Genomic DNA, 25336 nt, shown 5'->3' with positions numbered 1-25336 from the left:
GGGCGTCACCCGCCAGCCGGCCGGTCGAACGCAATCAGCCCCGGCGCATCGGCAATGAACACATCGAGCACCCCGTCTGCGATCTTGATCGGCCCGCTGAACCGCGTCGCGCCCTTGATCGATTCGATCGCCGCCGCCTCGGCCGCGATCCGCTTGGCCTCGGCGAAATAGCCCCGGGCGGCCGCACTGCCTCGATCGGCAGCATCGAGACCTGCCGCAGTCAGCTGGAGCGCGCGGCCCCATTTCTGCATCGCGTCGAGCCACGGGCGCGACTGTTCGGCGAAGCCCGGATCGACCGTCCCCGAACGAATGATGTCGGGCGCGTTCGTCAGATCGTCCGCCCAGCCAGACAATTCCGCGATCGCCGCGCGCCGCGGCGCCGCGTCGCCGTCGGCAAGCGCCTCGCGCACGCCATCCAGCACCGCCTTCAGCCGCGGCGCCTGTTCCTGCCAGGGCTGGCTGCCAAAGGTCGGCGCGATATGCTGGGTGTCGAAGAAGGTGAGCAGCGCCGCCGTCGCCCGCGCATCGCCGCCCGCCAGGTCGCGCGCCGCGGCATGCCAGGTACGCTGGGCGTCATAGCCCTTGTCGTTCCAGCCGAACGCCGCCACCCCGGTCACTGCGACGCGGCTCGGCGCCTCCTGGTTCATCGGGTTGGAGAGAATGCCGGTCAGCTCGCTCGAAAGCCCCGCCTCGCGCCGCGCATAGGGCGCCATCAGCAGCCGGCCGGTGGTCTGGGCATAGTCGTTGACCGGGTAATTGTCCCACAGCAGCGTCTTGCGGCCAAAGGCCTTGGTCGCGGCCTTGGCGTCGGGGATCGAGATCGCCGGCGGCACCACGTCGGTGCCAGTCCATTGCACCACCACGCGCGGATCGAGATGCTTGCGCAGCGCCGCCTTATAGGGCGTTTCCTTGGCGTCATAATATTCGGTCGGCACCATGATCAGCGGCCGCGAGGCCGGATCCCGCGCAAGCAGGTTCGCCTGCACCGCATTCAGCAATTTCGCCTGCGCCACCCCCGCGGCCTCGGCGCCCGAAGGCCCGAACGCCGCCTTGTCGCCTTCGCAATTCCACTTGGCATATTCGATGTCGTCGAGCGCCACGTAGAAGCTGTGGATGCCAATCCCGCGCAGCGCTTCGAACTTGCGCTCCAGCGCCTGCGTGTCGGCCGGATCGGAGAAGCACACCGACGGCCCCGGCGAAATCGCATAGACGAAGTCGACATGGTTGCGCCGCGCCGTCGCCGCCAGCGTGCCCAGTTCGGCCAGAGTCGCTGCGGGATAGGCCTCGCGCCAGCGATCCCGCGCATAAGGATCGTCCTTGGGGCTGTAGACATAGGTGTTCGCCTTCACCGTGGCGAGGAAGTCGAGATGCTTGGTGCGGTCCGCCATCGTCCACGGCGCGCCGTAAAAGCCCTCGATCGTCCCGCGGATCGGCATCGCCGGATGGTCCTGGATCACCAGCGCGGGAATGGCGGAGCGCTGCACCAGCTGGCGGAAGGTCTGCGCTGCGTGGAACAGCCCGTCGCCGTCATGCCCGGCCAGCGTGATCAGTCCGCCGCTGCCCTGTGCCAGGCTCGCGATCGTATAGCCCTCGGCATTGCCGTCGACGGTGGTCCCGCTGCGCGCCAGCGCGTCGCGGACGATCGCCGCATCGCCGGTTCCGACAAGGATATGCGGCCGATCGAGCAGCGCAGGCAGCCGGCGCGCGGTGGTGATCGTCTTCACCCCTGCCGAGGCCAGGATCTTGCGAACGAGCGCGAGCGTCTCGGCATCGGCGCCCGGTGCCGCAACCAGCACGACCGAACTTCCCAGCGTGATCGCGCCATCACCCAGCGTGATCGAGGTCGGTGCGGGGAACAGCGCCGGCAAGGTCGCCGGCTGCGCCGAAGCTGCGCTCGCCGCCACGCTCGCTGCCGCCACGATCGACGAGAAAAGGGCGCCGAATATGCGGTTGTGTCGCATCAATCCCGTTACTCCGGTATCATATTGGTATTATCAGACCGAAGGGTACGGCGCTTGCCGTCAGAGAGCAAGGCGCAGCGCAGCCGATATTGCGACACAGAGTAATGGTACCTGCGCATATCCAATTGGGCGGTTGGCGCCAAGCGCACCACCTGTTGCGGCCCTTGCCCTCACGGCCTGCGCGATGCACCCTGAAGCGATGACCAAATACCTCATCTCCTTCCCCAGCGAAGCAATGGTCCTGACCGATGACGAGTTCCCCATCGTCGTCGCCGAGGCGCATGCGGTAATCGAAGAAGCAAAGGCAGCCGGCGTCTATGTCTTCGGAGGCGGGATCGATGAGCAGATAGATCCCCTCCTGGTCTCCGGTGACGGCTCGGTGTCCGACACGGTGTATCCCGGCAGCCACCTCAACGGTGGTTTCACGGTGCTGGAACTGCCGACGCGCGAGGATGCCATCCAATGGGCACGCAAGATCGCAGCCGCCTGCCGCTGCGCCCAGGAAGTGCGCGCGTTCATGTATGACCCGGCGAGCTGAAGCCGAAAATGGTGCGAATTGGTCAGGCTCATCCCGAGGCGCTGCTTCACGACCGCCCTTCCCGCCTCATGACCGTTAGAAGCCATAATCGACCGCTTTCGGGATAAGCGTTGAAGGTCCGAGGTTGGGTGGGAAGCGGACCTTTCTCTTCGTCACCCCGGGCTTGACCCGGGGTCCCGCTTCTTCTGTCCTTTCGATATGGATCAGGAAGGGCGAGGCGGCTGGGTCTACATCATGGCGGATCGCTACCGCGGGACGATATATGTGGGCGTGACCGCGAACCTCGCGGCACGCGTGCATCAGCATCGCACCGGTGACGGGTCGGATTTCTGCCGCCGCTATGCGCTAAATCGGCTCGTCTGGACCGAACAAGCGGCCTCGATCACCGATTGCATCGCGCACGAAAAGCGCCTGAAGCGCTGGCGCCGCGAATGGAAGTTCGCCCTGATCGAAGGCATGAACCCCGAGTGGCATGATTTATTCGATCGTCTCGCCTGACGCCAGAAGAAGCGGGACCCCGGGTCAAGCCCGGGGTGACGCGTGGTTGCCCAACTTCCGCCACTGGGCGGTAGCTGCCCGCGTCCGGTCGGGCCGCCACGGCCGCCTCACTTCAATTATGCAGTTCCCAATCCGGTGCCGCACCATCGAACGAGCCGGTCCCCGCCCACGGCCGTCAGACCGTCTCCATCATCCGACCGTCCCAATCGATGGGGTTGGCCGTGCAGCGGGCCGGCGCTTGGGCCACCAGCGCGTCGAGGTCGGTCCACGATGATGCGAGATGCGCGTCGACTGTCCCGCGCTGCGGCACGCTGATCGGGCCCAGTCCGACGGTTCGCCCTTCGGCGACGTAGCTAACCGCCCAGCCGCTGTGCGTGACGAGCAGCGCCAGCGCCTCGGCATCGCGGATCGTCGCCCAGTTCGACTTGAACGTCGGTCCCAGCCATCGACTGTGGCCCGCGGAATCGCGTTCGAACACGGTGCCGTCTGCCGATGCGAATCGCAGCACACCGGCACGCGCGCGTGGGCCCTTCAGATCGACTTCGTAGGACGTCGGCACCGCCGGACCTTGTTGCTCGGGATCGAGCGGCGCGAAGCGCATCGACATGAGCGCGATGCGGCCCGGCGCGGGTGGATATGGGGATCCAAAAACATGATATGTTCGCTGCCGCCGAGACGGCTTCCGATTGGCATATTCGGGATCTGCGGGGTTGTAGACCACCTCCTGTAGGATCGACCATGTGTGATCGTCCCAATCCCGCCATGCGGTGCACGTCCAGCTTTCGATGTCCTCCGGCTTGAGGACAAGCGCGCCGGCGGCCGGGACAGCGACCTCTCCCGCCCGGCAACCCATCAGCGTTACAAGGGTGGCGAGCGCCGTGACAAACCGGCCAGCTTTGATCGCCGGTCGAAGACTCATGCCCGGACCGCAGATAGGAGCCGGCTAACGGCTTCGGCGATGCCCGGTCTTAACATGCGTTGGAGTTTAGTCGGGGGCAGTTGATCGTCAACGTCGGTTTCTCATCGACGCGCGACATTGCCCGAAAGAACAAAACTTGAACCTCTGCACTGCTGCACTATGTCGCAGTGGCGATCCGATCGCCGCTCTTTGACAACGTCGCCATCGGTTTTCACGCGTGACATATCATCGGTGGCGCGTGCCTGTAGCCTCGGCGTGCGAAGGCGGCGCGTCGGTGTGACCTAGTTGTCCGCATCAGGCGCGTAGCTGTCGCGTCACGGGCGCGTAGCCGTCGCGTCGCCGGCGCTCAGGATTGAGCAGAGTCGCCGCAAATTCGAATACTATAGCGCATTTACAACATCTTAGCTGATTTTACGGAAAGCTCGAACCCCGCGATCGTGTCAACTTTGTCAACCGAGCTTCCATTCCCCGCCTCACAACTGTGACCTTTGCGACCTTCCGCACGCGCTCAGCCCGAAGTCTCGACCAGTTCGACGATTTCGAAGTCATAGCGTTCCCAGCCGCGCTGCTTCGCCGCCGCCTGCGTCGCCGCCTTCTTGCCCGTCGCCTCGCGCAGCGACTTTGCGTGGCCCCAGAAGACCTCAGTGCGCCCGCCGCCCAGATGCGCGACGATCCGCCAATAATGGGTGAACGGCGCCGATGTCGGCCCGATCGTCTTGACATACCCGTCGGGCAAGGTCGCGGTCAGGAAGCGCTTCTTCTTCGCCATGGCGCCGGCGATAGCCGATGGGGCGCGCCTCTTGGAAGCGGCCCCGCCCAATCCCCACATAAGCGGAAACGGAGGTTCCCATGACCCAGTATCGCAAGACCGAAGAAGCCATTGCCGCGCTCTCGCCCGAGCAGTTTCGCGTCACCCAGCAGAGCGGCACCGAGCGCCCCGGCACCGGCAAATATCTCAACAACAAGGATGCCGGCATCTATGTCGATATCGTGTCGGGCGAGCCGCTGTTCGCCTCGGCCGACAAGTACGAGTCCGGCTGCGGCTGGCCGAGCTTCACCAAGCCGATCGAGCCCGCCAATGTCGCCGAGCTGCGCGATGTCAGCCATGGCATGGTGCGCACCGAAGTCCGCTCGGCGAACGGCGACAGCCATCTTGGCCATGTCTTCGACGATGGCCCGCGCGATCGCGGCGGCCTGCGCTACTGCATCAATTCAGCCTCGCTGCGCTTCGTGCCCCGCGAGGCGATGGAGGCAGAGGGCTATGGCGCCTATCTCGACCAGGTCGAGCAACCCGCCTGATCTAGTGCCGGACGAGCAGCGCCTGCCAGTCGCCCGATAGCGGCTGGCTGCGCTCTGCGATCAGGCTCGGTACGATCGGGCGCGCCGAGATCTGCCGCGCCTTGGCGATCTCCGCCTCGAGCGTCGCGACGCGATCGCGCCATGCCGGGTGCGATCGGCTGCGCAGGATGCCCCCGCCTTGCTCGGCCCGAAGCTGCGCCAGAACCCCGGCCCCGCGGCCGGATCGTATCCGGCGTTGGTAAGCAGATAGACGGACAGGATATCGGCCTGAAGCTCGGTCTGGCGGAAATATTTCACATTGCCGCCAAAGCCGGAGAGCATACCGAAATCGACGCCGCGCGCTTCCAGCCGGTCGCGGTGATGCAGGATATTGTGGCTGAACTCGTGCGCGATCGCTGCGACCACCTGCGCCTCGGGATACTCGTCGAAGAAGCGCGCGCTGATCTGCACCATCGATCCGTCGGCCGAGGCATTGTAGCCGTTGACGAGCAGCAGTTCGAACCGCGAGCGGCAGGCCGTGACCGGCTGGATCGTCGCATGTACCGCAGCGCCGCCTCGCAGAACGTCGACTTCGATTGGCGCGCTGGGTGCCAGCGAGGCGATCGCCTGCTGCGCAGCAACCAGCCGATCGGTCGTGCCCGGCTTGCCCGGAATCGCAGCAATGTCGAGGTTCCCGACCCGCACCAAGGAATCGTCGGCGCGCAATCCCGCCGCTTCCGCCGGGCTGCCGGCCACGACGCCTTCGATGGCGACCGGCGTCGCGAACCCAAAATGGGCTCTCGCCGCGGCGCGATTGTCGGCATCGAACTGGTCGAGCGTGTGCAGCTGTAAGCCGGTACCCGGTTCGAGCCGATCGCAGAGAGCGGCGTTGGCGGTCGCCAGCCGCCACCCGATCGTCGCCAGACGGACATCCGCTCGTCGCACCTGTTCGAGCAAATCGGCGGATTGCACTGCAGCATTGGCAGCATATCCCCCACCGAGCGCACAAAGCCCCACGACGCCAAACATTAAAAGGCGGGTAGCGAGGCGTGCGGGGGCGAGCATGTTCATCCCATCGAGCCATAGCCCGCGCGCCACCGCACACAAGTCTCTGCGCGGCAATTTTCAGCGCAATGCCAAAGCGCTGCTTGCATGGCACCCATTCTCGCTCCAGTGCGTTTCAGCGCATGCACTGGCTTCTTTGAAGATTCGACGAACAACTTAATGAGGTCGTTAACATATTTTGTTACGGCCTTGGCGCCAATGTTGCGACGCGTTATAGAATTCGCGCTCGCAACCTGGGTCGTCGGTTGCGAGGAGAGAGTCCGAGCGAATCGGACCGGTGTTGCGCCCGCGCAACGGCAGGACGATCTTGTCGGCACGGGAAGTGAAGAGGTGTTGCGGTCGGTGATCTCCTATGCCATAGGAACGCCGGACGAGAGCACCGGAGCTCGAAGAGGGAGTTGAATAATGTTTACTAAGCTTCTTACGGCTGCCGCCGTTGTTACGATGGCTGCCACCCCTGTGATGGCGGCTCCGGCAGCCAAGCTGTCGCTCTCGCGCGCCTCGACGGCGAGCGAAAAGGACAGCGAGCTGGCTCCTGCTGTGATCATCGGTGTGCTCGCGACTGTCGCGATCATCGGTGGCGCGGTTGCGCTGGCCGACAACAACGACGATCCCGACAGCAACTAAGCTGTTCGGAGTATCCGGAATACGAGTGGCGGCCCGAAAGGGTCGCCACTTTTGTTTTGGCGGTGTTTCAGCGTAACCCAATATGCAGCGGAGCCTTGACAGCCTACGCGCTCGAAGGCTGATAACGGCATGATCTCAAGACTATTTTCCCGGCGCGCGCCCCGCGGCCCCAAAGGCAGCCTGCCCGCCGGAGAGCGCATTTACGCGATCGGCGACATTCACGGCCGGCTGGATCTTCTTGACGAGTTGTTGGCATCGATCCGCGCCGACAATCTCGCTCGTGGCACAAATTCCGGTCGAATCATCTTCCTCGGCGACCTCATCGACCGCGGCCCCCAATCCGCGCACGTCGTGGCCCGGGCGCTCGAGATTAAGAGCGACCTCCCCGACACCCAGTTCCTGATGGGCAATCACGAGGAGGTATTCCTCAAGGCGCTGCACGGCGACTTGAAGGCACTGTCCTTCTTCGCGCGCATCGGCGGCCGCGAGACGATCTTGAGCTACGGGCTCAGCGACGAAGAATATCGAGACGCGGACTATCCCGAGCTCCTCGAGTTGTTGCGCGCGCGCGTGCCGGCCGAGCACATCGCCTTTCTCGAAAGCTTCGAGGATCTGATCGTGGCCGGCGACTATGCCTTCGTTCACGCCGGCATCCGCCCTGGCGAGCCGCTCGCCCTGCAAAAGCCCGGCGATCTGCGGTGGATCCGCAACGAGTTCCTCAACCACCGCGCCGGCTTCGAGAAGATCATCGTCCACGGCCATACGATCACCGAAGAGATCGACGTCCAGGAAAACCGCATCGGACTCGACACCGGCGCCTATGCCAGCGGCAAGCTCACCGCGATGGGCTTCGAGGGCACCGAGCGATGGGTGTTGAGCACCTAAGCACCAACCCAGCAAAAAGGGGAGCGAAACCAGCGTTCCGCTCCCCTTTTCTATGTCTGGATCATCGCACCCTACTGGATCGGCGCACCCTGTGGCGGCCCGCCGGCGCCCGGCGCGGCCCCACCCGGTGCAGCGCCGCCCTGCTGCTGTTGCTGCATCATCTGCTGCATCATCATCTGTTGAATGACCGATGCAGGGACGAGCTCCTTCATGTCGACGTCGAAGATCAGCACCTTGTCGGCAAGCTCGTTCGCAGGACCGGCGCCAGCCGGCTCGGCACCATAGCCGAGCTTGGGCGGCAGCCAGAAGCGATAGTGCGAGCCCTTGCGCATCAGCTTCACGCCTTCGGTGAAGCCGGGGATCATCGGCTGGCCGACCTGGAACCGCATCGGCGCCTTGGGCTGGAACTCGGTGCCGTCGCGCAGAACGCCGTGGATCTCGAGCGAGACGCCATCCTGATCGCCGGCAGTCGGACCTTCGCCCGGCACGATCACCTGATATTGGAGGCCCGATGCCGTCGTCTGGATACCCGACTGCCCCTTGTGCCAGGTCAGGAATTGATCGTTGGGCAAGGACTGCGACACTGCCGTGCGCGTGCCGGTCCAAGCCATGCCGGAAGCGAGCGCGATCGCCGCCGCCACGCCGAGCCCGAGCCAGACCTTGTAGGAGCGCTTGACGGGCTGAAGCGGAACGGCGGTCACGGACATCGAGTCACTTCCCCACAACGGCAGACCGCCGCTTTACTTCGCAGTTTCACGCAAATCTTGAAAGAAAGCCGCGCCGAAGCGCGGAGTTCTTACCGGGCGCTGTCGCGCTCCATGCGCTTGCGCTCGAGCTTGCGCGCACGACGAACCGCAGCGGCGCGCTCGCGCGCACGCTTCTCGCTGGGCTTCTCATAGTGACGACGCAGCTTCATCTCGCGATACACGCCTTCCCGCTGCAGCTTCTTCTTGAGCGCGCGGAGTGCCTGGTCGACGTTGTTGTCGCGAACGATGATTTGCATAAAGCCGTAGAGCTCCGATAAATCCAATAGAATAGGGTCGCCGGAACACGCGGTTGCGGCGTCGTGGCGGCCACCTATCAGCGCAAATAGGATTTTTCAAGGTGCGGCGCGTCCGATCGAACAGATTCTCGGCCGCAGCACGGGATTTGCCTAGGCCTGGCGAATGCTGTGGCGTATTTGCCACAGGGTGTCCACATTACACCGCGTTGCAGCCTTGCAACCTGGGCGATAGGTTCGGCCGCTAGCCCGCAAGGATGCAAGCAGCCCTAGCCTTGGACCTCGAAACCCGCCTCCTCATCGTCGACGACGATCCCGGAATTCGCGAGCTCACCGCGAAGTTTCTCGGCCAGCACGGCTATGTCGTCGACACGGCTTCGGGTGCCGTCGAGATGCGCGCCGCGCTGGCAAAGGACGATTACGCTTTAATCGTACTCGACGTGATGATGCCGGGCGAGGACGGCCTGACTATTCTGCGCTCTCTCGATCGCGCGACCGGGCCCTCGGTGATCCTCCACTCGGTGATCAGCGAGGATGTCGACCGCATCGTCGGGCTGGAAATGGGCGCCGACGATTATGTCGCCAAGCCCGCAAACCCACGCGAGTTGCTCGCCCGGATCCGATCGGTGCTCCGCCGCAGCCAGAACGACCGCGGCGGCGATCGGATCACTGAGCGCAACTTCCTGCGTTTCGCCGGCTGGCGGCTCGATTCCGTCGCACGCCAACTCTACGATCCCGACGACGTCATCATCAACCTGTCGGACGGCGAGTTCCGCCTGCTCCTTGCGCTGGTCGAGCGCCCGCGCCGCGTGCTCACGCGCGACATGCTGCTCGACCTCTCGCGCGGCCCCACCGCCGAGCATTTCGACCGCGCGATCGACGTGCAGATGAGCCGGCTGCGCAAGAAGCTCGCACGCCCCGGCTCGGAGGACCTGATCCGCACGATCCGCAACGAAGGCTATATGTTCGTCGCCGAAGTGGCGCAGAAGTGATGTACCGTTCCCGGTCGATCGTCGTGCCGATGATGGCGCTCGTGATCGCCGCGGTGCTGCTGGGTACGATCGTGCAATTTGCCATCATGTTCAACGGCCCGCCGCCGGGAGGCGGACCGGTTTCGATCGCGCGGGTCGCCGAGGTGCTGCGCACCGGCCAAGTTCCGCGCGAGGCTGAGCGGCGGCTGATCCTCACGCGCACCACCAGCGACACCTTCGGTCGCGCCGACGAGCGTCCCTGGCCGGCGCGCGACGCCGTCATCGCCGACATCCTTCATCGGCCCGCCGACCAGATTCGCGGCACCTATTTCTTCCCCGCGCATATGCGTGGCGGCAGCGACCCGGCACAGGATCTGTTCGGCGGGTTCACCATAGCGATGCAGGATGGCGACGGCTGGATCGTGGTCTCCAGCGCGCCGCGCCCGGCCTTCACCAGCTGGCATTTCCGCCGCCTGCTCGGCATGGCGGGGACGCTGCTCGTTCTCTCGCTGCTCGCCTGGTTCGTCGCCAGCCGCATCTCCCGCCCGATCCGCGAGCTTGCCCAGGCGGCGACGCGGGCACGATTGGGCACGCGCGAGCCGATCCCCGCCGGCGGACCGCGCGAAGTGCGTGAGCTCGCCCTCGCCTTTGACACGATGCAGACCCGCATCCTCCAGCAAGCCGAGGGCCGCACCGCGATGCTCGCCGCGATCGCCCATGATCTCGGCACGCCGCTTTCGCAAATCGCCTTCTGGGTGGAGCAGCTCCCCGACGAGGCGCGCGAACGCGCCAGCGCCGATATCGGCGAGATGCGCGCGATGCTGGGCGCGGCGCTGCGCTTCGCACGCGACGAGAGCAGCGACCCCGGCCATGGCCGGCTTGATCTCGGCAGCCTGATCGAGAGCCTGGCCGACGATCTTGCCGCCGCGGGCAAGCCGGTGGAGACCGAAGCCGGCCCGCGCGTCGTGCTGCGCGGCGATCCTGCCGCCTTGCGGCGTCTGTTCACCAATCTCATCGAGAACGCCATTCGCTATGGCGATCATGCGCGCTTGAGCTGGGCGAGCGGCGAAGGCTGGGCCGAAGTGATTGTCGACGATGATGGGCCTGGCTTCCCCGAAGGGGCCGACGCGCTGTTCGCGCCGTTCGTGCGCGGGGAAACCTCGCGCAACCGCGCGACCGGCGGCACCGGGCTGGGCCTCGCCATCGTGCGCTCGATCGCAGAAGCCCATGGCGGCCGAGTGGCGCTGGAGAACCGCCCTGCCGGCGGTGGCCGCGTGCGCGTCCGCTTGGCCGCCGAATGAACGGCCGGACTGCAATTTACTGAAATTTTTCGGCGACTGCGCGAAATTCGCCGGCGCGGCCGCAGGTCGATCAAGCACCTCATGAGTTTGGGGAGCATATCGATGGTGCATGACCACGCCGATCACGACGAAGGCCTTTCGCACGACCTGATCGCCATGGCCGCGCTGGCCAGCCGCCGCCGCGCCCTGCGTTGGTTTGCCGGCGCCGGCACGATTGCGATGCTGAGCGCCTGCGACGGGGGATCTTCGGGAGAAACCCTCACCACCACGCCGACGCCGACGTCCAGCGTGACGCCAACACCCACGCCGAGCGCCACGGCAACGCCGACGCCCAGCGCGACCGGCTGCATCGCCGATCCGACCGAGACCAATGGTCCCTACCCCGCCGATGGCACCAACACCTCGAGCGGACTGACGTCGAACGCGCTGACGGCATCGAACGTGGTGCGCAGCGACATCCGCTCGAGCTTCATCGGTGCGTCCACGGCGGTCGCCGGCGGCGTGCAGGTCACGCTCACCCTCACCGTGGTCAACGTCAATGCCGCCTGCGCGCCGCTGGCCGGCTATGCGGTCTATATCTGGCACTGCAACCGCGACGGCAAATACTCGCTCTACGACCTGCCCAACGAAAGCTATCTGCGCGGCGTCGGCGTGACCGATGCCAATGGCCAGGTGAGCTTCACCACGATTTTCCCCGGTTGCTATGACGGGCGCTGGCCGCACATCCATTTCGAAGTGTTTTCGAGCCTCGCGAACGCGACCAGCGGACGCTATGCCGTGCTCGTCTCGCAGCTGGCGATGCCGAGCGCGGTCTCCTCGACCGTCTATAACGGCGCGAGCGGCTATACGACGAGCATCAGCAGCTTCTCCCGCGTGTCGCTCAACAGCGACAATGTGTTCAGCGACAACACATCGGCACAGATCGCGCAGCAGACCCCGGCGATGACCGGGACCATCACCGATGGCTACACCGCCACCGCCGTGATCGGAATCGCGCGCTAGCGAACGGCTGGCGCGCCACGACACTCCGCACCCGTCCCCGGGATTCGGAGCGCCCCGCTTGCCGAGGATGACCTGTGCCCCGGTCATTTTACGGCAGGCGGGGCATCGGTATAACCAGGCCATGGCAAGCCCCGCACCCGCCCCACGACACCGGCTCCGTTCGATCCTGGGAGGCTCGGCGGGAAACCTTGTCGAATGGTATGACTGGTATGCCTATTCAGCGTTCACGCTGTATTTCGCGCCGCATTTCTTTCCCAAGGGCGACCAGACCACGCAATTGCTGAACAGCGCGGCGGTGTTCGCGGTAGGTTTCCTGATGCGGCCGGTCGGCGGCTGGCTGATGGGGATCTATGGCGATCGTCACGGCCGCAAGGCTGGGCTTACCCTGTCGGTGACGTTGATGTGCGCGGGCTCGCTGATTATCGCGCTGACCCCTGGCTATGAGACGATCGGCGTGGCGGCGCCGACGCTGCTGGTCATTGCACGGCTGATGCAGGGCTTGTCGGTGGGCGGCGAATATGGCGCGAGCGCGACCTATCTCTCCGAGATGGCGGGCAAGAAGCACCGCGGATTCTTCTCCAGCTTCCAATATGTCACGCTGATCTCGGGCCAGCTCGTCGCCTTGCTGGTGCTACTGGTGCTGCAATCGCTGCTAAGCGAGGCCGCTCTCGATGCCTGGGGCTGGCGAATCCCCTTTGCGATCGGCGGCGCGCTGGCGGTGCTGGTGTTTTGGCTCCGGCGGCGACTGGCCGAGACCGAGAGCTTCGCGCGCAAGGGCCTGGAACAGTCCAGCTTCTGGGCGCTGGTCACGCGGCATCCGCGCGAGGCAGCGGTGGTGATGCTGCTCACCGCGGGCGGCACGCTCGCTTTCTACGCTTACTCGATCTACCTGCAGAAGTTCCTGGTCAACACCTCGGGCTTCGATCGCGCGACTGCGTCGCAGATCAATGCGGCGGCATTGTTCGGTTTCATGCTGATCCAGCCGCTTGCCGGCGCGCTGTCTGATCGCATCGGACGCAAGCCGCTGATGGTGGCGTTCGGCGTGCTGGGGGTCGCGCTGACCTATCCGATCTTCGTCACGCTGGAGAGCGTGCGCAGTCCCGCAGCGGCATTCGCGCTGATGCTGGGCGCGCTGGTGATCGTCACCGGCTACACATCGATCAATGCAGTGGTGAAGGCCGAACTGTTCCCCGCGCATATCCGCACGCTGGGGGTCGCGCTGCCCTATGCGATCGCCAACGCGCTGTTCGGCGGGACGGCCGAATATGTCGCCTTGTGGTTCAAGGGCGCGGGCTGGGAACGCGGCTTCTATTGGTATGTCACGGCGATGATCGGCGTTTCGCTGATCACTTATCTGCGGATGCGCGACACTGCCAAGCACAGCCGTATCGTCGAGGACTAGGCTGCGAGCCGACAGACGCGGATGGCAGCGAAGCGCGCCAAGCGCGGACGTCTTGCGCCCTCCCGCTTTCGCGGGAGAGGCTCGCGGCAACGGCAATCGATCAGCCAATCTCCGCCGCTTGGCCGTGTTGCGCCTAGCCGAGCAGACCGCCGCCGCGCATCGCCAGCACGCGGCCGATCGAATCGAAAAGCGCGTCCATCGCCACCGGCTTGAACAGCACATCGTCGGCACCGACGGCTAGGCAGCGCTCGCGCAGGTCGACGGCGGTATCGGCGGTCACCACGATGACCGGCAGCTCGGCCTTGGCATCATCGCGGGCGCGGATCTGGCGGATCGTCTCGAAGCCATCGGTGCCGGGCATGCGCAGATCGACCAGCACGACGTCGAACGTCTCGGAATCGATCTTCGCGAGCCCTTCCTCGGCCCAGCTCGCCTCGGCCATCGTCGCACCCGCGACGTCGAGCATATCCTTCACGACGCGACGATTCATCGGATCATCCTCGATGAAGAGGATGTTCACAGCGTGCCGCCATGGTGGAGGGTAAACAGCTCGACCCGTTTTGTCATATCTGGTGTGCTATCGCGCTAAGCCGCCCGCGAAACAAGCGGGTCTGCAGCGCCATGCGCGCTTTTTTCTTTCGATTCCGTAATGACCGCGTCGACCAGCGCAGCGCCGCCGACCGGCTTTTCGATGATTTGTCCGATACCTGTGCGCAGAATTTCGGCGGAAATCGCCATGTCGGGCTTGGCCCAAAGGACCGCACTTTTCGCGGTGCCAGCGGTCGCGACGAGGCCGGCGAGGCTGGAAATCGGGTCATCGGCAATCTTGAGGGTGGCTTCATCGACCAGAAGCCAGTCGATCCCGCCCTCCTCCAATCGCGCTTGCGCTTCCTCGACGCTCGACGCGAAGCGCAGCGCGGGCACGCGCGGTTCGAACAAGGTGCGCAACATGCTGCGCGCGATTGGGTTGCGCTCGAGGACGAGCATGGTGCCGCCTGCCGAACCCGCCGGCACAGCGATCTCGGGAGCCTCGGCGAGCGTGAGCGGCAAATCGATCACGAAGCTGGCCCCCTCGCCCGCAACGCTGGTGACAACGATATCGCCGCCGAGCGCATGGGCGAGATTGCGGCAGATCGTCAGGCCGAGCCCGGTGCCGCCGAATTGACGAGTGGTGCCGGCATCGACCTGGCGGAAGGATTCGAAAATCTCACCGAACTTGTCGGCCGGAATGCCGATGCCGGTATCGCTGATGGCGAGCTTGAGCCGTCGCGCGTCCCCCTCGCCTTCGGCGAGCGCACGTACCGTCACGCTCCCCTTGGCAGTAAATTTAACCGCGTTGGAAAGCAGGTTGAACACGATTTGACGCAACCGTCCGGAATCAGAAACGATCCATTGCGGCGCGTGGCTGAGTTCGAGGCGGAAGAGCAACCCCTTCGCGCGCGCCTGCTCCTCCCAGATGCGCGTGACCTCGTGGAGCGTCGCACAAAGGTCCATCGGTTGCGGATCGACGGTGAGGTTGCCCGTTTCCATCTTGGCGACATCGAGGATGTCGTCGACCAGGCTGCGCATCGTCACGCCGGCACCATGGACGATGCCTATGCGGTCGCGCATCTCGGGCGCGAGCCCTTCATCGGAGAGCATGACCTGAGTCATCCCGAGGATACCGTTCAACGGCGTGCGGATTTCATGGCTCGTCGTGGCGAGGAATTCGGTCTTGGCCCTGAGCGCCTTTTCGAGTGCGGCGTTGGTCTCGCCCAGCACGACGTTGGCGGCGCGGACCTGGTTGCGGCTGCGACGGATGGTGACGAGCCCGAAGCTGAGCAACGTCAGCAATACGAGCGCAAAGGCGCCGATCCCCAGGAACAATGTGCGCTGATAGGCGGCGGTGCGGCTCGCTTCGTCGGCCTTGAGCTTTTGGATATGCGCTTCTTGGTTCGCATAATCGAAGCGCGCGCCCATCAGCGCGGCGCTGGTCGTCGTCGCCACCTTGGCAGCCTCGGCATCGAGACGCTTGAGGGCCTCCAGATGCTTGAGCGCAAGCCCCGGCTGGCCGGTCGCACGGAATATCTCATGGGCATAGAGATGAGCGTTGCGGAAATCGCCGGTCGTCGTGTCGAGATCGACTCCCTCGAACGAGGCGCGAATCATCCGCGCCGCGCGCATATAATCGCCCTGATCGGCTTCCATCCGCGCAGCGGTGGCCAGAAGCTGGCGGCGCAGCATCGTCGCGTCGCTCGTCTTCACCAGCGCGAAGGCGCGAGTCAGCGCTTCGTCCGCGGCGGCAAACTTATGCTGATCGACCTGCGCGCGCGCGAGATTGCCGAGGATGCGGGCCTCGAGCAGCGAATCGTTCATCGATCGGGCAATCTGGAGCGCCTCGCGAAACTCGGCCTCGGCCTCGGCATAATGTTCAGTAGTCAGGAAGACACTGCCCAGATTGTTGCGAAGCGAAAGCGTAAGGTTCGGATCGTCGGAGTAGCTACTCGCCGCCTGACGAAAATAGCGTACCGCTCGGACATCGTCGTTGGCCGCGTAATAGAGCAACGCGATGTTCTGGAGCGCGACGGCCGCCGGTCGCCGCTCATCGACTTCGGTGAAGATGCGATAGGCCGCCTGGAAGCGCGCAAGGGCTTCGTCGGCGCGATCCAATTCCTTGAAGTAGACACCCTGCGTCATCAGCAGGCTACCGCGCAGCTTGAGCGGCTCAGGCATGCGACCGAGCAGGCGAAGTCCGTCAGCAAGCAACGGCTCGGCCTTCCTGGCCTGGTTTGTCCGTAAATAGGCTTCGGCACCGAGCCAGCGCACCGTCGCCAGCGCGAATGAACGCTGACGCGCGTCGGGGAGCCTCTTGGCAATGACCTCGGCAGCTTGGACAGCAGGAAGCGCCTGGGCCGGATCGGCGACCATCGTCGCCTTGGCATTGTCGATCGCTGGCGCGATGGCGGGGGGCAGCGCAGGATCGGCCGCCCTTGCGGGCGCAATCGCACCCAGTGGCAGCAGGGCGGCAAGGAGCAGCCTGGCGCGCATCACGCGCGCTTCCAGAAGCTCTCGGGCCGAACGAAAGACGACTGCACCGAGCCGACGCTGGTGCGATACGGGTCCTCGGCGAGATATTTGCGGAAGGCTTCGAAATCGAGCGGGCGCGAGATCAGGAATCCCTGAACCATGTCACAACCCATCACGCTGAGCAGCGCCAGTGCCGAGGGCGTCTCGACGCCTTCGGCAGTCACTTCCATCTCGAGCGCATGCGCGAGATCGATGGTCGAGCGCACGATCAGCGGGTCACGGTTGCTACTGGTCAGCTGCAACACGAACATCTTGTCGATCTTGAGCTCCTTGGCCGGGAGCTGCTTGAGATAGGCGAGCGAGGAAAGGCCCGCGCCATAATCGTCGATCGCGAGCTGGACACCAATATCGGCGAAGGTCTGCAAATGGCGGATCGCGCTTTCGGGATCGCGGATTACAGCGGTCTCGGTGATCTCGAAGCCGAGCTTGGCGCCGCTGCGGGCAACGATCTCGCAGGCCTCGCCGACAAAGCCGGTATCGGCGAGCAACATGCCCGAGATGTTGATGAACAAGGTGAGGTCCTGACCGTCGGCGGCAAGCCGCTTCTGATCGGCGATCACCTGGTGCAGCGTCCACAGCGTCAGCGCGCCGATTTGCCCGGCCTCCTCGGCCACGCTGATGAAGTCGCCTGGCAAGATCAGACCGCGCTCGGGGTGCTGCCAGCGGACCAGCGCCTCGGCGCTGGCGATCTCCTGGCGGCGCACATTCACCTTGGGCTGATATTGCAGGAACATCTCGCCCGCGGCGATCGCGCGCGGCAATTCGCGCATCAGGGTCAGTCGATCGAAGGCGAGATCTGCCCGCGACAGATCGAGCATGACCACCCTGCTTTCGCTTCGCGCCTGCTCCAGCGCCAACTCGGCAGCTTCGATCAACCGAACGGCGTCACCTTCATCGGCAGGCGCTGCAGCGACGCCAAACTGCATTTGAAGCTGGTGCAGCTCTCCGTCGAACTCGACAGGACGCTGGAAGACATGCCGTAATCGATCGATCTCGCCCGCAGCTGCTTCCGGCCTGTCGCACGCCAAACCGATTTCAATGAGCGCGCGCGCCGCACTGACCACATGGGCTTCTGGGCAGACCGAAAGGATCTGCTGCGCTACGTCTGCAGCCAGGGTGTCGGTCCGGGTCCGGCCGAGATGCCGCCGCATCACGGCGAAATTGGTGATCTCGCAAAGACACAGAACGCGCCACTGCGCACCCACGGCTGGCTCGTCCTGATCGTTGGACGCGTTCCGCATCTGAGCAATCGAGAGGCGCGGTGCCTTGGTGGCACCTCGCGGCCGCTGGCGGCGATCGTTGGAGACGCGCGTCTCCTTCGCCGAAATCCTAGCGAGAACCGGGAGATCCGTAGGCCCCCGGGCCTCCCCAGGAGCAGCATCCGCCTTGGGCGTAGCAGGCTCGATCGGTGCCGACATCAACGCTGGGGATAAGGGGGCAGACTGAAGGAAGGGTTAAACCACGAGTCCCACTTGTCCCAAAGTGCACCACCTACGCACAAATCCCGATTGATTCGTTGTTAACATGGAATTAACTACCTGACTTGCGCAGTCATGCGCCGATGGGAGATTATCCATGTTCGCGTTCGCTTTCTTCTTCCGTGATGGTGCCGGCGGCGAGACCATTCGTCCGCTCTGAATCAATCATGATCACCGGGCCGGCAGTGCGGCAGTCTCGCTAGGAGACTGTGCTGACCGGCCCGGGTGCCTTTCGAAGCGGCCGATCTTTCGGCCGCTTTTTTATTGCCTGTCGTCCGTGAAGCCGCCGGGCTGCGGCGTGCTAGCGCTTGCTCCGCCGCCCTGCTTCGCTAAGGCGCTTCCAGACTCTGCATCCCAAAAGGACATATCGTGCGTATTGCGATGATCGGCACTGGCTATGTGGGCCTGGTTTCTGGCGCCTGCTTCTCGGACTTCGGCCACGACGTGGTCTGCGTCGACAAGGATGCGCGCAAGATCGAGTTGCTCCACCAGAATGTCATGCCGATCTACGAGCCGGGCCTGGCCGAACTTGTCGCGTCGAACGTCAAGGCGGGACGGCTCAGCTTCACCACGGATCTCGCCGAGGGCGTACGCGGCGCCGATGCCGTGTTCATCGCCGTGGGCACGCCGTCGCGCCGCGGCGATGGCCATGCTGATCTCAGCTATGTCTATGCCGCTGCGCGCGAGGTTGCCGAGAACCTGACCGGACCGAGCGTGATCGTCACCAAGTCGACCGTTCCCGTCGGCACCGGCGACGAGGTCGAGCGGATCCTTGCCGAGGTAGCGCCCAATAGTGGCGCCAAGGTCGTCTCTAACCCCGAATTCCTGCGCGAAGGCGCAGCGATCGAGGACTTCAAGCGCCCCGACCGCGTCGTGCTCGGCACCGACGACGAGGAAGCGCGCGAAGTGATGCGCCAGATCTACCGCCCGCTCTCGCTCAACCAGAGCGCGCCGATCGTCTTTGTCGGCCGGCGTACCTCGGAGCTGATCAAATATGCGGCGAACGCATTCCTGGCAGTGAAGATCACCTTCATCAACGAGATCGCCGATCTCTGCGAGGCGGTGGGCGCCGACGTGCAGGAAGTGTCGCGCGGCATCGGCCTGGACAATCGGATCGGTCGCAAGTTCCTGAACGCCGGCCCCGGCTATGGCGGCTCGTGCTTCCCAAAGGATACGCTGGCGCTGCTCAAGACCGCGGCGGATTTCGAGGCGCCGCAGCGGATCGTCGAGGCAACTGTGCAGGTCAACGACGCCCGCAAGCGCGCGATGGGGCGCAAGGTCATCAAGGCGATGGGCGGCGACGCGCACGGCAAGACCGTCGCGGTGCTCGGCCTAACCTTCAAGCCCAACACCGACGACATGCGCGATGCGCCGAGCCTGTCGGTGATCGCTGCGCTGCAGGATGCCGGTGCGACGGTGCGCGCCTATGACCCCGAAGGCGTCGAGCAGGCCAAGCCGCTGTTGAGCGGCGTCGAATTCTGCCCGAGCCCCTATGTCGCGGCCGAAGGCGCCGACGCGGTGGTGATCGTGACCGAATGGGACGAATTCCGTGCGCTCGACCTCAAGCGGATCGCAGGCACGCTCAAGACGCCGCTGCTCGTCGACTTGCGCAACATCTATCCGGCTTCCGAAGCAGAGCGCGCCGGGCTGACCCTGGTAGGCGTGGGCAAGCCGAAGCTCGATTGAGCTTCGGGGAGGAGTATCCGCCCCTAAACAATAACTAGATCGCCCGGCGGCGCGGCGCTTCCTAAATCCCGCCGCATGTTGCATCCCGAACCGATGGCCGGAGAGAACCAGCAGAGCGTCGGCGAAACCGTGGCGAGACCACGGTCGCTGACGCATCTGCAGCGGCTCGAGGCCGAGAGCATCCACATCCTGCGCGAAGTCGTTGCCGAGGCGGACCGCCCGGTGATGCTCTATTCGATCGGCAAGGACAGCGCGGTGATGCTCCATCTCGCGCGCAAGGCCTTTTACCCAGCGCCGCCGCCCTTCCCGCTGCTCCATGTCGACACGACCTGGAAGTTCCGCGCGATGTACGACCTGCGCGACAAGGCGGCGGCGGATGCGGGGATGGAATTGCTCGTCCACAAGAATCCGGATGCGGTGGCGCGCGGGATCAACCCGTTCGACCATGGCGGGCTGCACACCGATCTGTGGAAAACCGAGGGGCTCAAGCAGGCGCTCGATCATTATGGCTTCGACGCGGCGTTCGGTGGCGCCCGTCGCGACGAGGAGAAGAGCCGCGCCAAGGAGCGCGTCTTCTCCTTCCGCACCGCTTCGCATCGCTGGGATCCCAAGAACCAGCGCCCCGAGCTGTGGCACCTCTACAACGCCCGGAAAGCCAAGGGCGAGAGCATGCGGGTGTTCCCGATCTCCAACTGGACCGAGCTCGACATCTGGCAATATATCCGCGCCGAGGGCATCGAGATCGTGCCGCTCTATTTCGCCGCGCCGCGCCCGACGGTGGAGCGCGACGGGATGCTGCTGATGGTCGATGACGATCGCTTCCGCCTCGCCCCCGGCGAGACGCCGGTCGAACGCTCGGTCCGCTTCCGCACGCTCGGCTGCTATCCGCTCACCGGCGCGGTCGAGAGCGAGGCAGCGACGCTGGACGACGTGATCCAGGAGATGCTGCTCACCACTACCTCGGAGCGCCAGGGGCGCGCGATCGACCACGACCAGACGGCGAGCATGGAGAAGAAGAAGCAGGAGGGCTATTTCTGATGACCTCCTATCGCCCCGACGCGCTCATCGCGTCCGACATCTCGGCCTATCTCGCGCTCCACCAGAACAAGTCGCTGCTGCGCTTCATCACCTGTGGTAGCGTGGACGACGGAAAATCGACGCTTATCGGGCGCTTGCTCTACAATTCGAAGATGATCTTCGAGGACCAGCTCGCCAGCCTTGAAGCCGACAGCAAGCGGCTGGGCACGCAAGGCCAGGAGATCGACTTCGCGCTGCTGGTCGACGGGCTCGCCGCCGAGCGCGAACAGGGCATCACCATCGACGTGGCCTATCGCTTCTTCGCGACCGAAAAGCGCAAGTTCATCGTCGCCGATACACCCGGCCACGAGCAGTATACCCGCAACATGGTGACCGGCGCCTCGACCGCCGACCTTGCGGTGATCCTGATCGACGCGCGCAAGGGCGTGCTCACCCAGACGCGGCGGCACTCCTATCTCGCTCATCTGCTCGGCATCCGCCACATCGTGCTCGCGGTGAACAAGATGGACCTGATCGGCTATGATCAGGCCGCCTATGACGCGATCGTCGAGGATTATCGCGCCTTTGCCAACTCGATCGGCATCGCCGCGTTCACGCCGATCCCGATCTCGGGATTCAAGGGCGACAATATCACCGCCCCGAGCGACAACACGCCCTGGTATCAGGGCCCAGCCCTGCTGGCGCACCTCGAGGCGGTGCAGGTCGATGCCGACGCCGACCGGGCGCGCGATTTCCGCCTGCCGGTGCAATGGGTCAACCGGCCCAATCTCGACTTCCGCGGCTTTGCCGGGCTGATCGCGAGCGGCACCGTGCGCCCCGGCGACCCGGTGCGCATCCTGCCTTCGGGCCGGACCACGCGCGTGGCGCGGATCGTCGCACTGGGCGGCGACCGTGCCGAGGCAGTGGCGGGCGAATCGGTCACGCTGACTCTGGCCGACGAAGTCGATTGCTCGCGCGGCGACGTGATCGCCTCTGCCGACGCGCCGCCCCAGGCAGCCGATCAGTTCGAGGCGACGATCGTCTGGATGGACCAGACCGAGCTGCTCCCCGGCCGCGGCTATTGGCTCAAGCTCGGCACCCAGACAGTGAGCGCGCGCGTCCAGCCGCCACGCTATGCGATCGACGTCAACACGCTGGCCGAACTCTCGGCGCCTACTCTGGCGCTCAACGATATCGGCGTCGCGGAGGTCTATACCGACCGGCCGATCGTGTTCGAACCGTATGTCGATGACGGCGGCCAGCTGAACAAGGATCTGGGCGGCTTCATCCTGATCGACAAAGCGACCAACGCCACCGTCGCCGCGGGGATGCTGCGCTTTTCGCTGCGGCGGGCGCAGAATGTCCATTGGCAGGCGATCGAGATCACTCGTGAGGCGCATGCCGCGCATAAGGGCCAGCAGCCGCGCCTGCTGTGGTTCACCGGGCTTTCGGGGTCGGGCAAGTCGACCATCGCCAACCTGGTCGAGAAGAAGCTGCACGCGATGGGCAAGCACAGCTTCCTGCTCGACGGCGACAATATCCGCCACGGGCTCAACAAGGACCTCGGCTTTGGCGACGCCGACCGAATTGAGAATATCCGCCGCGTCGGCGAGGTCGCCAAGCTGATGACCGACGCCGGGCTGATCGTGCTCACGGCCTTCATCTCGCCGTTCCGCGCCGAGCGCGAGATGGTGCGGGCAATGCTGCCCGAAAGCGAGTTCTTCGAAATCTTCATCGATACGCCACTGGATGTCGCCGAGGCGCGCGACGTAAAGGGACTCTACAAAAAGGCGCGGACCGGCGAGATCGCCAACTTCACCGGCATCTCCAGTCCCTATGAAGCGCCGGCGCGGCCAGAGATCCGAGTCGACACGACCAAGGAAACGCCCGAGGAAGCGGCCGAGCGGATCGTCGAGACCGTGATGGGAACCTGGAGCCCGGTGATTTGACCGACGCCGAACTTGCCCGTGACATCGCCGAGGAAGCCGGCACGCTATTGTTGCGCATCCAGGCCGAATGCGCTGGTGGCGCGCGCGGTGACGAGGAAGCCAATGCGCTGATCCTCGCCCGGCTGCGCGCCGAGCGGCCCGACGATGCGATCCTCTCCGAAGAATCGGCCGACGACCTGTCGCGGCTGGCGCGTAGCCGGGTGTGGATCGTCGACCCGCTCGACGGCACGCGCGAATTCGCCGAGCGGCGCGAGGACTGGGCAGTGCACATCGCGCTGGCGATCGACGGCGCGGCCGCGGTGGGCGCAGTGGCGCTGCCGCGGCTGGGCTGCACCTTGTCGAGCGACGCCCCGCCCACCCTTGCCCCTGCCCGTACCCCGCCGCGGATGCTGGTGAGCCGCACGCGCGCGAGCCAGCTCTGCGCCGATGTTGGTGCGCTGATCGGCGCCGAGCATCTCGGCATGGGATCGGCGGGCGCCAAGGCGATGGCGGTGGTGCGCGGCGAGGCGGAGATCTATCTCCATTCGGGTGGGCAGCACCAATGGGACAATTGCGCACCGGTGGCAGTGGCGCTGGCGGCTGGGCTGCACGCCTCGCGGATCGACGGATCGCCGATCGTCTACAATGCCGCGCCCACCGACATTCCCGACCTGCTGATCTGTCGGGCGGAATGGGCGGAACCGGTTTTGCGCGCGGTTGCGGGCTGCAACCGCAGCTGAGCCGCCCCACGCTGCGCGGTGCGTGCCGTGCAAGCGCTTCGTCGCCAATGCCGATCGGGCGCCAGGCAAGCGCCGGCTCGACCGATCAACGAAGCGGCAGGCTTGACCGCTGTCAATGCGCCTCCCGACGAGGAGGCGCACGCCTCAACCAACAAGGAGACAGGCATGACGACCATCGAGACCGATCCGCTGGTGACGCGTGATGGCGTGCGGCTGCACGTCCGTCGCGCGCGCGAAGAGGACGAGCCGGCGCTCGCCGCCTTCTTCGCGCGCGTGACGCCCGACGACCTGCGCTTCCGCTTCCTGAGCCCGGTGCGCGAAGTGCGCCGTGACTGGCTGGTGGCGATGACAAGCCCTGACGATGCGAAGGACAGCCTGATTGCCTTCGACGATAAGGGCGACGTGATCGCGACGGCGATGCTGGCGGGCGACAGCGCCGGCGCACGCGCCGAGGCGGCGATCGCGATCCGCGGCGATCGCAAGGGCCAGGGCGTAGGTTGGACGCTGCTCGATCATCTCGTCGGTCATGCCCGGCGGCGCGGCTATACCTCGATCGAATCGATCGAAGACCGCGCGAACAGCGGCGCGATCAAGCTGGAGCGGGAGATGGGGTTCGAGGCGGTGCCGGTTGAGGGCGATCCGATGCTGGTCTGCGTCCGAAAGACTCTGCGCTGATTTATGCTTCATCGATAAGAGCTTAACTAACGCCTCTCAGATCCCGCCGCGGGTTCACGCCTGCGACACCATAGGGGTTCGCCCTTAGCCGCGATGGCGGGGGTATCCCGGACTCACAAGCCCGGCCCGATCGGTTAGAGGGACCTGCGCGGACGTTCCCCGTCTCCCCGGGGCCTGTCGCCAGTACTGCGCGTATCTGTGGCTCTCTCCCCCGGAGAGTCTTTGACGCTGGGAGCAAGCCCGGGCCGCGTTTTTGATCCCAACGCGGCTTGGGCTTGATGCGCTTTACCCCGGCGGCCTGCGGCACTACGCCTGCGTCCCGACCATCAGGAGGATGCATTGGCCGAACCGCTCATCGCCCGATCGCTGCTGTTCGCGCCCGGCGATTCGGAGCGCAAGCTCGCCAAGGCATCGGCGAGCGCGGCGGACCTGGTGCTGCTCGACCTCGAGGACGCCGTCGCCGAGGCGAACAAGGCTGCGGCACGGCAGCTGGTTTCGGCGCATCTGCGCGATGCCGCGCGCGCCCAGCCGCAATGGGTGCGGATCAATCCGCTCGACACCCCGCATGCGCTGGCAGACCTTGCCGCGATCGTCCCCGCCCGGCCCGACGGGATCATGCTGCCCAAGGCGACCCGCGCCGAGGCCGAGCGGCTGCATCATTATCTCACCGCGCTCGAAGCCGCCGCTGGCCTGCCGATCGGCGATATCGCACGATCGTGGTGGCGACCGAGACCGCGCCGGCGCTGTTCGGGCTGGGGGATTATGCCGACTGCCCGCGGCTCGCCGCGCTGACCTGGGGCGCCGAGGACAGCGCCACTGCGCTGGGCGCGACCGACAATCGCGACGAGGGCGGCGAGTATGATTTCCCCTATCAGCTGTTTCGCGCGCTGTGCCTGGCGGGTGCGGCTGCGGCGCAGGTGACGCCGATCGAGACGATCCACGGCGATTTCCGCGATCTGGAAGGGCTCGCCAAGGTTGCCGCCAAGGCGCGGCGCGCAGGCTTTCGCGGCATGCTGGCGATCCATCCCGACCAAGTCGAGGTGATCAATCGTGCCTTCTCGCCCTCTCCCGCCGAGATCGACCGTGCCGAGCGGATCGTCGCGGCGTTTGCGGGGCAACCGGGCGTGGGGACGATCGGGCTGGACGGCGCGATGCTGGACATGCCGCATCTGAAACGCGCCCAGGCCGTGCTTTCGATGCGGCGCGATTGATGAAGTTTAATCGATTACTCGCAGCTTGCGGCTAGGAACATATTTGATGTTCGATCGCGTACCCGCCAACCGATGACTCCGGAGCCAG

At 65.2% G+C, this 25336-nt stretch carries 25 protein-coding genes; 16 read left to right on the top strand and 9 right to left on the bottom strand.

Features of this window, described 5'->3' with window-relative positions; genetic code table 11:
• Nucleotides 1–5 precede the first annotated feature (5 nt).
• Entirely contained in the window at nt 6–1961 is a 1956-nt protein-coding gene (locus tag AB2M62_RS04355; RefSeq protein ID WP_404338131.1) for a beta-N-acetylglucosaminidase domain-containing protein, read from the bottom strand.
• 199 nt (nt 1962–2160) lie between these two features.
• Here AB2M62_RS04355 and AB2M62_RS04350 point away from each other — a divergent pair, with 199 nt between their 5' ends.
• Together AB2M62_RS04350 and AB2M62_RS04345 are read left to right on the top strand one after the other, a co-directional pair.
• Nucleotides 2161–2499 (top strand): YciI family protein, encoded by a 339-nt coding sequence (locus AB2M62_RS04350; protein ID WP_404338129.1) that lies wholly within the window; start codon nt 2161–2163, stop codon nt 2497–2499.
• Nucleotides 2500–2697: 198 nt separating this feature from the next.
• On the top strand, nt 2698–2997 hold the full coding sequence (locus AB2M62_RS04345; protein ID WP_404338128.1) for a GIY-YIG nuclease family protein: 300 nt from the start codon (nt 2698–2700) through the stop codon (nt 2995–2997).
• A gap of 175 nt (nt 2998–3172) precedes the next feature.
• Here the strand turns inward: AB2M62_RS04345 and AB2M62_RS04340 are convergent, their stop codons facing one another.
• Both AB2M62_RS04340 and AB2M62_RS04335 read right to left on the bottom strand, forming a co-directional pair.
• On the bottom strand, nt 3173–3916 hold the full coding sequence (locus tag AB2M62_RS04340; protein WP_404338127.1) for a hypothetical protein: 744 nt from the start codon (nt 3914–3916) through the stop codon (nt 3173–3175).
• Between the two features lie 508 nt (nt 3917–4424).
• Nucleotides 4425–4685, bottom strand: a complete 261-nt coding sequence (locus AB2M62_RS04335; protein ID WP_404338125.1) for a hypothetical protein — start codon at nt 4683–4685, stop codon at nt 4425–4427.
• 80 nt (nt 4686–4765) lie between these two features.
• On the opposite strand from AB2M62_RS04335, the gene msrB reads away from it, so the two are divergent.
• Nucleotides 4766–5215, top strand: coding sequence for a peptide-methionine (R)-S-oxide reductase MsrB (gene msrB, locus AB2M62_RS04330; RefSeq protein WP_404338123.1), 450 nt, complete (start codon nt 4766–4768; stop codon nt 5213–5215).
• A gap of 60 nt (nt 5216–5275) precedes the next feature.
• On the opposite strand, the gene AB2M62_RS04325 is transcribed toward msrB, so the two are convergent.
• Nucleotides 5276–6265: a peptidase M48 family protein gene (locus AB2M62_RS04325; RefSeq protein ID WP_404338121.1), complete on the bottom strand. Its 990-nt coding sequence runs from the start codon at nt 6263–6265 to the stop codon at nt 5276–5278.
• 399 nt (nt 6266–6664) lie between these two features.
• Here AB2M62_RS04325 and AB2M62_RS04320 point away from each other — a divergent pair, with 399 nt between their 5' ends.
• Nucleotides 6665–6886: a hypothetical protein gene (locus AB2M62_RS04320; RefSeq protein WP_404338120.1), complete on the top strand. Its 222-nt coding sequence runs from the start codon at nt 6665–6667 to the stop codon at nt 6884–6886.
• Between the two features lie 129 nt (nt 6887–7015).
• On the top strand, nt 7016–7771 hold the full coding sequence (locus AB2M62_RS04315; RefSeq protein WP_404338119.1) for a metallophosphoesterase family protein: 756 nt from the start codon (nt 7016–7018) through the stop codon (nt 7769–7771).
• Between the two features lie 71 nt (nt 7772–7842).
• On the opposite strand, the gene AB2M62_RS04310 is transcribed toward AB2M62_RS04315, so the two are convergent.
• Together AB2M62_RS04310 and rpsU are read right to left on the bottom strand one after the other, a co-directional pair.
• A complete protein-coding gene (locus AB2M62_RS04310) occupies nt 7843–8478 on the bottom strand; it encodes an FKBP-type peptidyl-prolyl cis-trans isomerase (RefSeq protein WP_404338118.1) in 636 nt (211 codons plus the stop codon).
• A gap of 89 nt (nt 8479–8567) precedes the next feature.
• Nucleotides 8568–8774, bottom strand: a complete 207-nt coding sequence (rpsU, locus tag AB2M62_RS04305) for a 30S ribosomal protein S21 (protein ID WP_010545388.1) — start codon at nt 8772–8774, stop codon at nt 8568–8570.
• A 254-nt stretch (nt 8775–9028) separates the two neighbouring features.
• Here rpsU and AB2M62_RS04300 point away from each other — a divergent pair, with 254 nt between their 5' ends.
• The 4 genes from AB2M62_RS04300 to AB2M62_RS04285 all read left to right on the top strand — a co-directional run bounded on the left by AB2M62_RS04300 (nt 9029) and on the right by AB2M62_RS04285 (nt 13447).
• Entirely contained in the window at nt 9029–9763 is a 735-nt protein-coding gene (locus AB2M62_RS04300) for a response regulator (protein ID WP_404338117.1), read from the top strand.
• Nucleotides 9763–11043, top strand: coding sequence for an ATP-binding protein (locus tag AB2M62_RS04295; protein ID WP_404338115.1), 1281 nt, complete (start codon nt 9763–9765; stop codon nt 11041–11043). The genes AB2M62_RS04300 and AB2M62_RS04295 overlap by 1 nt, the downstream gene beginning before the upstream one ends.
• 102 nt (nt 11044–11145) lie before the next feature.
• Nucleotides 11146–12045 carry an intradiol ring-cleavage dioxygenase gene (locus AB2M62_RS04290; RefSeq protein WP_404338113.1) on the top strand — a complete coding sequence of 300 codons (900 nt, stop codon included), beginning with the start codon at nt 11146–11148 and terminating at the stop codon, nt 12043–12045.
• 121 nt (nt 12046–12166) lie between these two features.
• Nucleotides 12167–13447, top strand: a complete 1281-nt coding sequence (locus AB2M62_RS04285) for an MFS transporter (protein WP_404338111.1) — start codon at nt 12167–12169, stop codon at nt 13445–13447.
• A gap of 133 nt (nt 13448–13580) precedes the next feature.
• Here AB2M62_RS04285 and AB2M62_RS04280 read toward each other — a convergent pair whose 3' ends face one another.
• The 3 genes from AB2M62_RS04280 to AB2M62_RS04270 form a co-directional block, all read right to left on the bottom strand.
• Nucleotides 13581–13967 carry a response regulator gene (locus AB2M62_RS04280; RefSeq protein ID WP_404338109.1) on the bottom strand — a complete coding sequence of 129 codons (387 nt, stop codon included), beginning with the start codon at nt 13965–13967 and terminating at the stop codon, nt 13581–13583.
• Between the two features lie 65 nt (nt 13968–14032).
• The gene (locus AB2M62_RS04275; protein WP_404339795.1) at nt 14033–16474 is read right to left on the bottom strand and encodes an ATP-binding protein; all 2442 of its coding nucleotides are present in this window, start codon (nt 16472–16474) and stop codon (nt 14033–14035) included.
• On the bottom strand, nt 16474–17754 hold the full coding sequence (locus AB2M62_RS04270) for a putative bifunctional diguanylate cyclase/phosphodiesterase (RefSeq protein ID WP_404338108.1): 1281 nt from the start codon (nt 17752–17754) through the stop codon (nt 16474–16476). Before AB2M62_RS04270 ends, AB2M62_RS04275 begins: the two co-directional genes overlap by 1 nt.
• Before the next feature lie 606 nt (nt 17755–18360).
• On the opposite strand from AB2M62_RS04270, the gene AB2M62_RS04265 reads away from it, so the two are divergent.
• The 7 genes from AB2M62_RS04265 (at nt 18361) to AB2M62_RS04235 (ending at nt 25248) form a co-directional block, all read left to right on the top strand.
• Entirely contained in the window at nt 18361–19677 is a 1317-nt protein-coding gene (locus tag AB2M62_RS04265; RefSeq protein WP_404338106.1) for a UDP-glucose dehydrogenase family protein, read from the top strand.
• A 93-nt stretch (nt 19678–19770) separates the two neighbouring features.
• Entirely contained in the window at nt 19771–20715 is a 945-nt protein-coding gene (gene cysD / locus AB2M62_RS04260) for a sulfate adenylyltransferase subunit CysD (RefSeq protein WP_404339793.1), read from the top strand.
• Entirely contained in the window at nt 20715–22643 is a 1929-nt protein-coding gene (gene cysN / locus AB2M62_RS04255; protein WP_404338105.1) for a sulfate adenylyltransferase subunit CysN, read from the top strand. The genes cysD and cysN overlap by 1 nt, the downstream gene beginning before the upstream one ends.
• Entirely contained in the window at nt 22640–23362 is a 723-nt protein-coding gene (locus AB2M62_RS04250) for a 3'(2'),5'-bisphosphate nucleotidase CysQ (RefSeq protein ID WP_404338104.1), read from the top strand. Before cysN ends, AB2M62_RS04250 begins: the two co-directional genes overlap by 4 nt.
• Before the next feature lie 165 nt (nt 23363–23527).
• Entirely contained in the window at nt 23528–24037 is a 510-nt protein-coding gene (locus AB2M62_RS04245) for a GNAT family N-acetyltransferase (protein WP_404338102.1), read from the top strand.
• 339 nt (nt 24038–24376) lie between these two features.
• Nucleotides 24377–24829, top strand: a complete 453-nt coding sequence (locus AB2M62_RS04240) for an aldolase/citrate lyase family protein (protein WP_404338100.1) — start codon at nt 24377–24379, stop codon at nt 24827–24829.
• Nucleotides 24757–25248 carry an HpcH/HpaI aldolase/citrate lyase family protein gene (locus tag AB2M62_RS04235; RefSeq protein ID WP_404338098.1) on the top strand — a complete coding sequence of 164 codons (492 nt, stop codon included), beginning with the start codon at nt 24757–24759 and terminating at the stop codon, nt 25246–25248. The genes AB2M62_RS04240 and AB2M62_RS04235 overlap by 73 nt, the downstream gene beginning before the upstream one ends.
• The last annotated feature ends 88 nt before the right edge of the window (nt 25249–25336 follow it).

Origin of the sequence: Sphingomonas sp. MMS12-HWE2-04 (assembly GCF_044881185.1) — a bacterium.
In the GTDB taxonomy this organism is placed as follows: Bacteria; Pseudomonadota; Alphaproteobacteria; order Sphingomonadales; family Sphingomonadaceae; genus Sphingomonas.
Note: the sequence above shows the minus strand (reverse complement) of the source record. Positions and strands in the feature narration are given on the sequence as shown.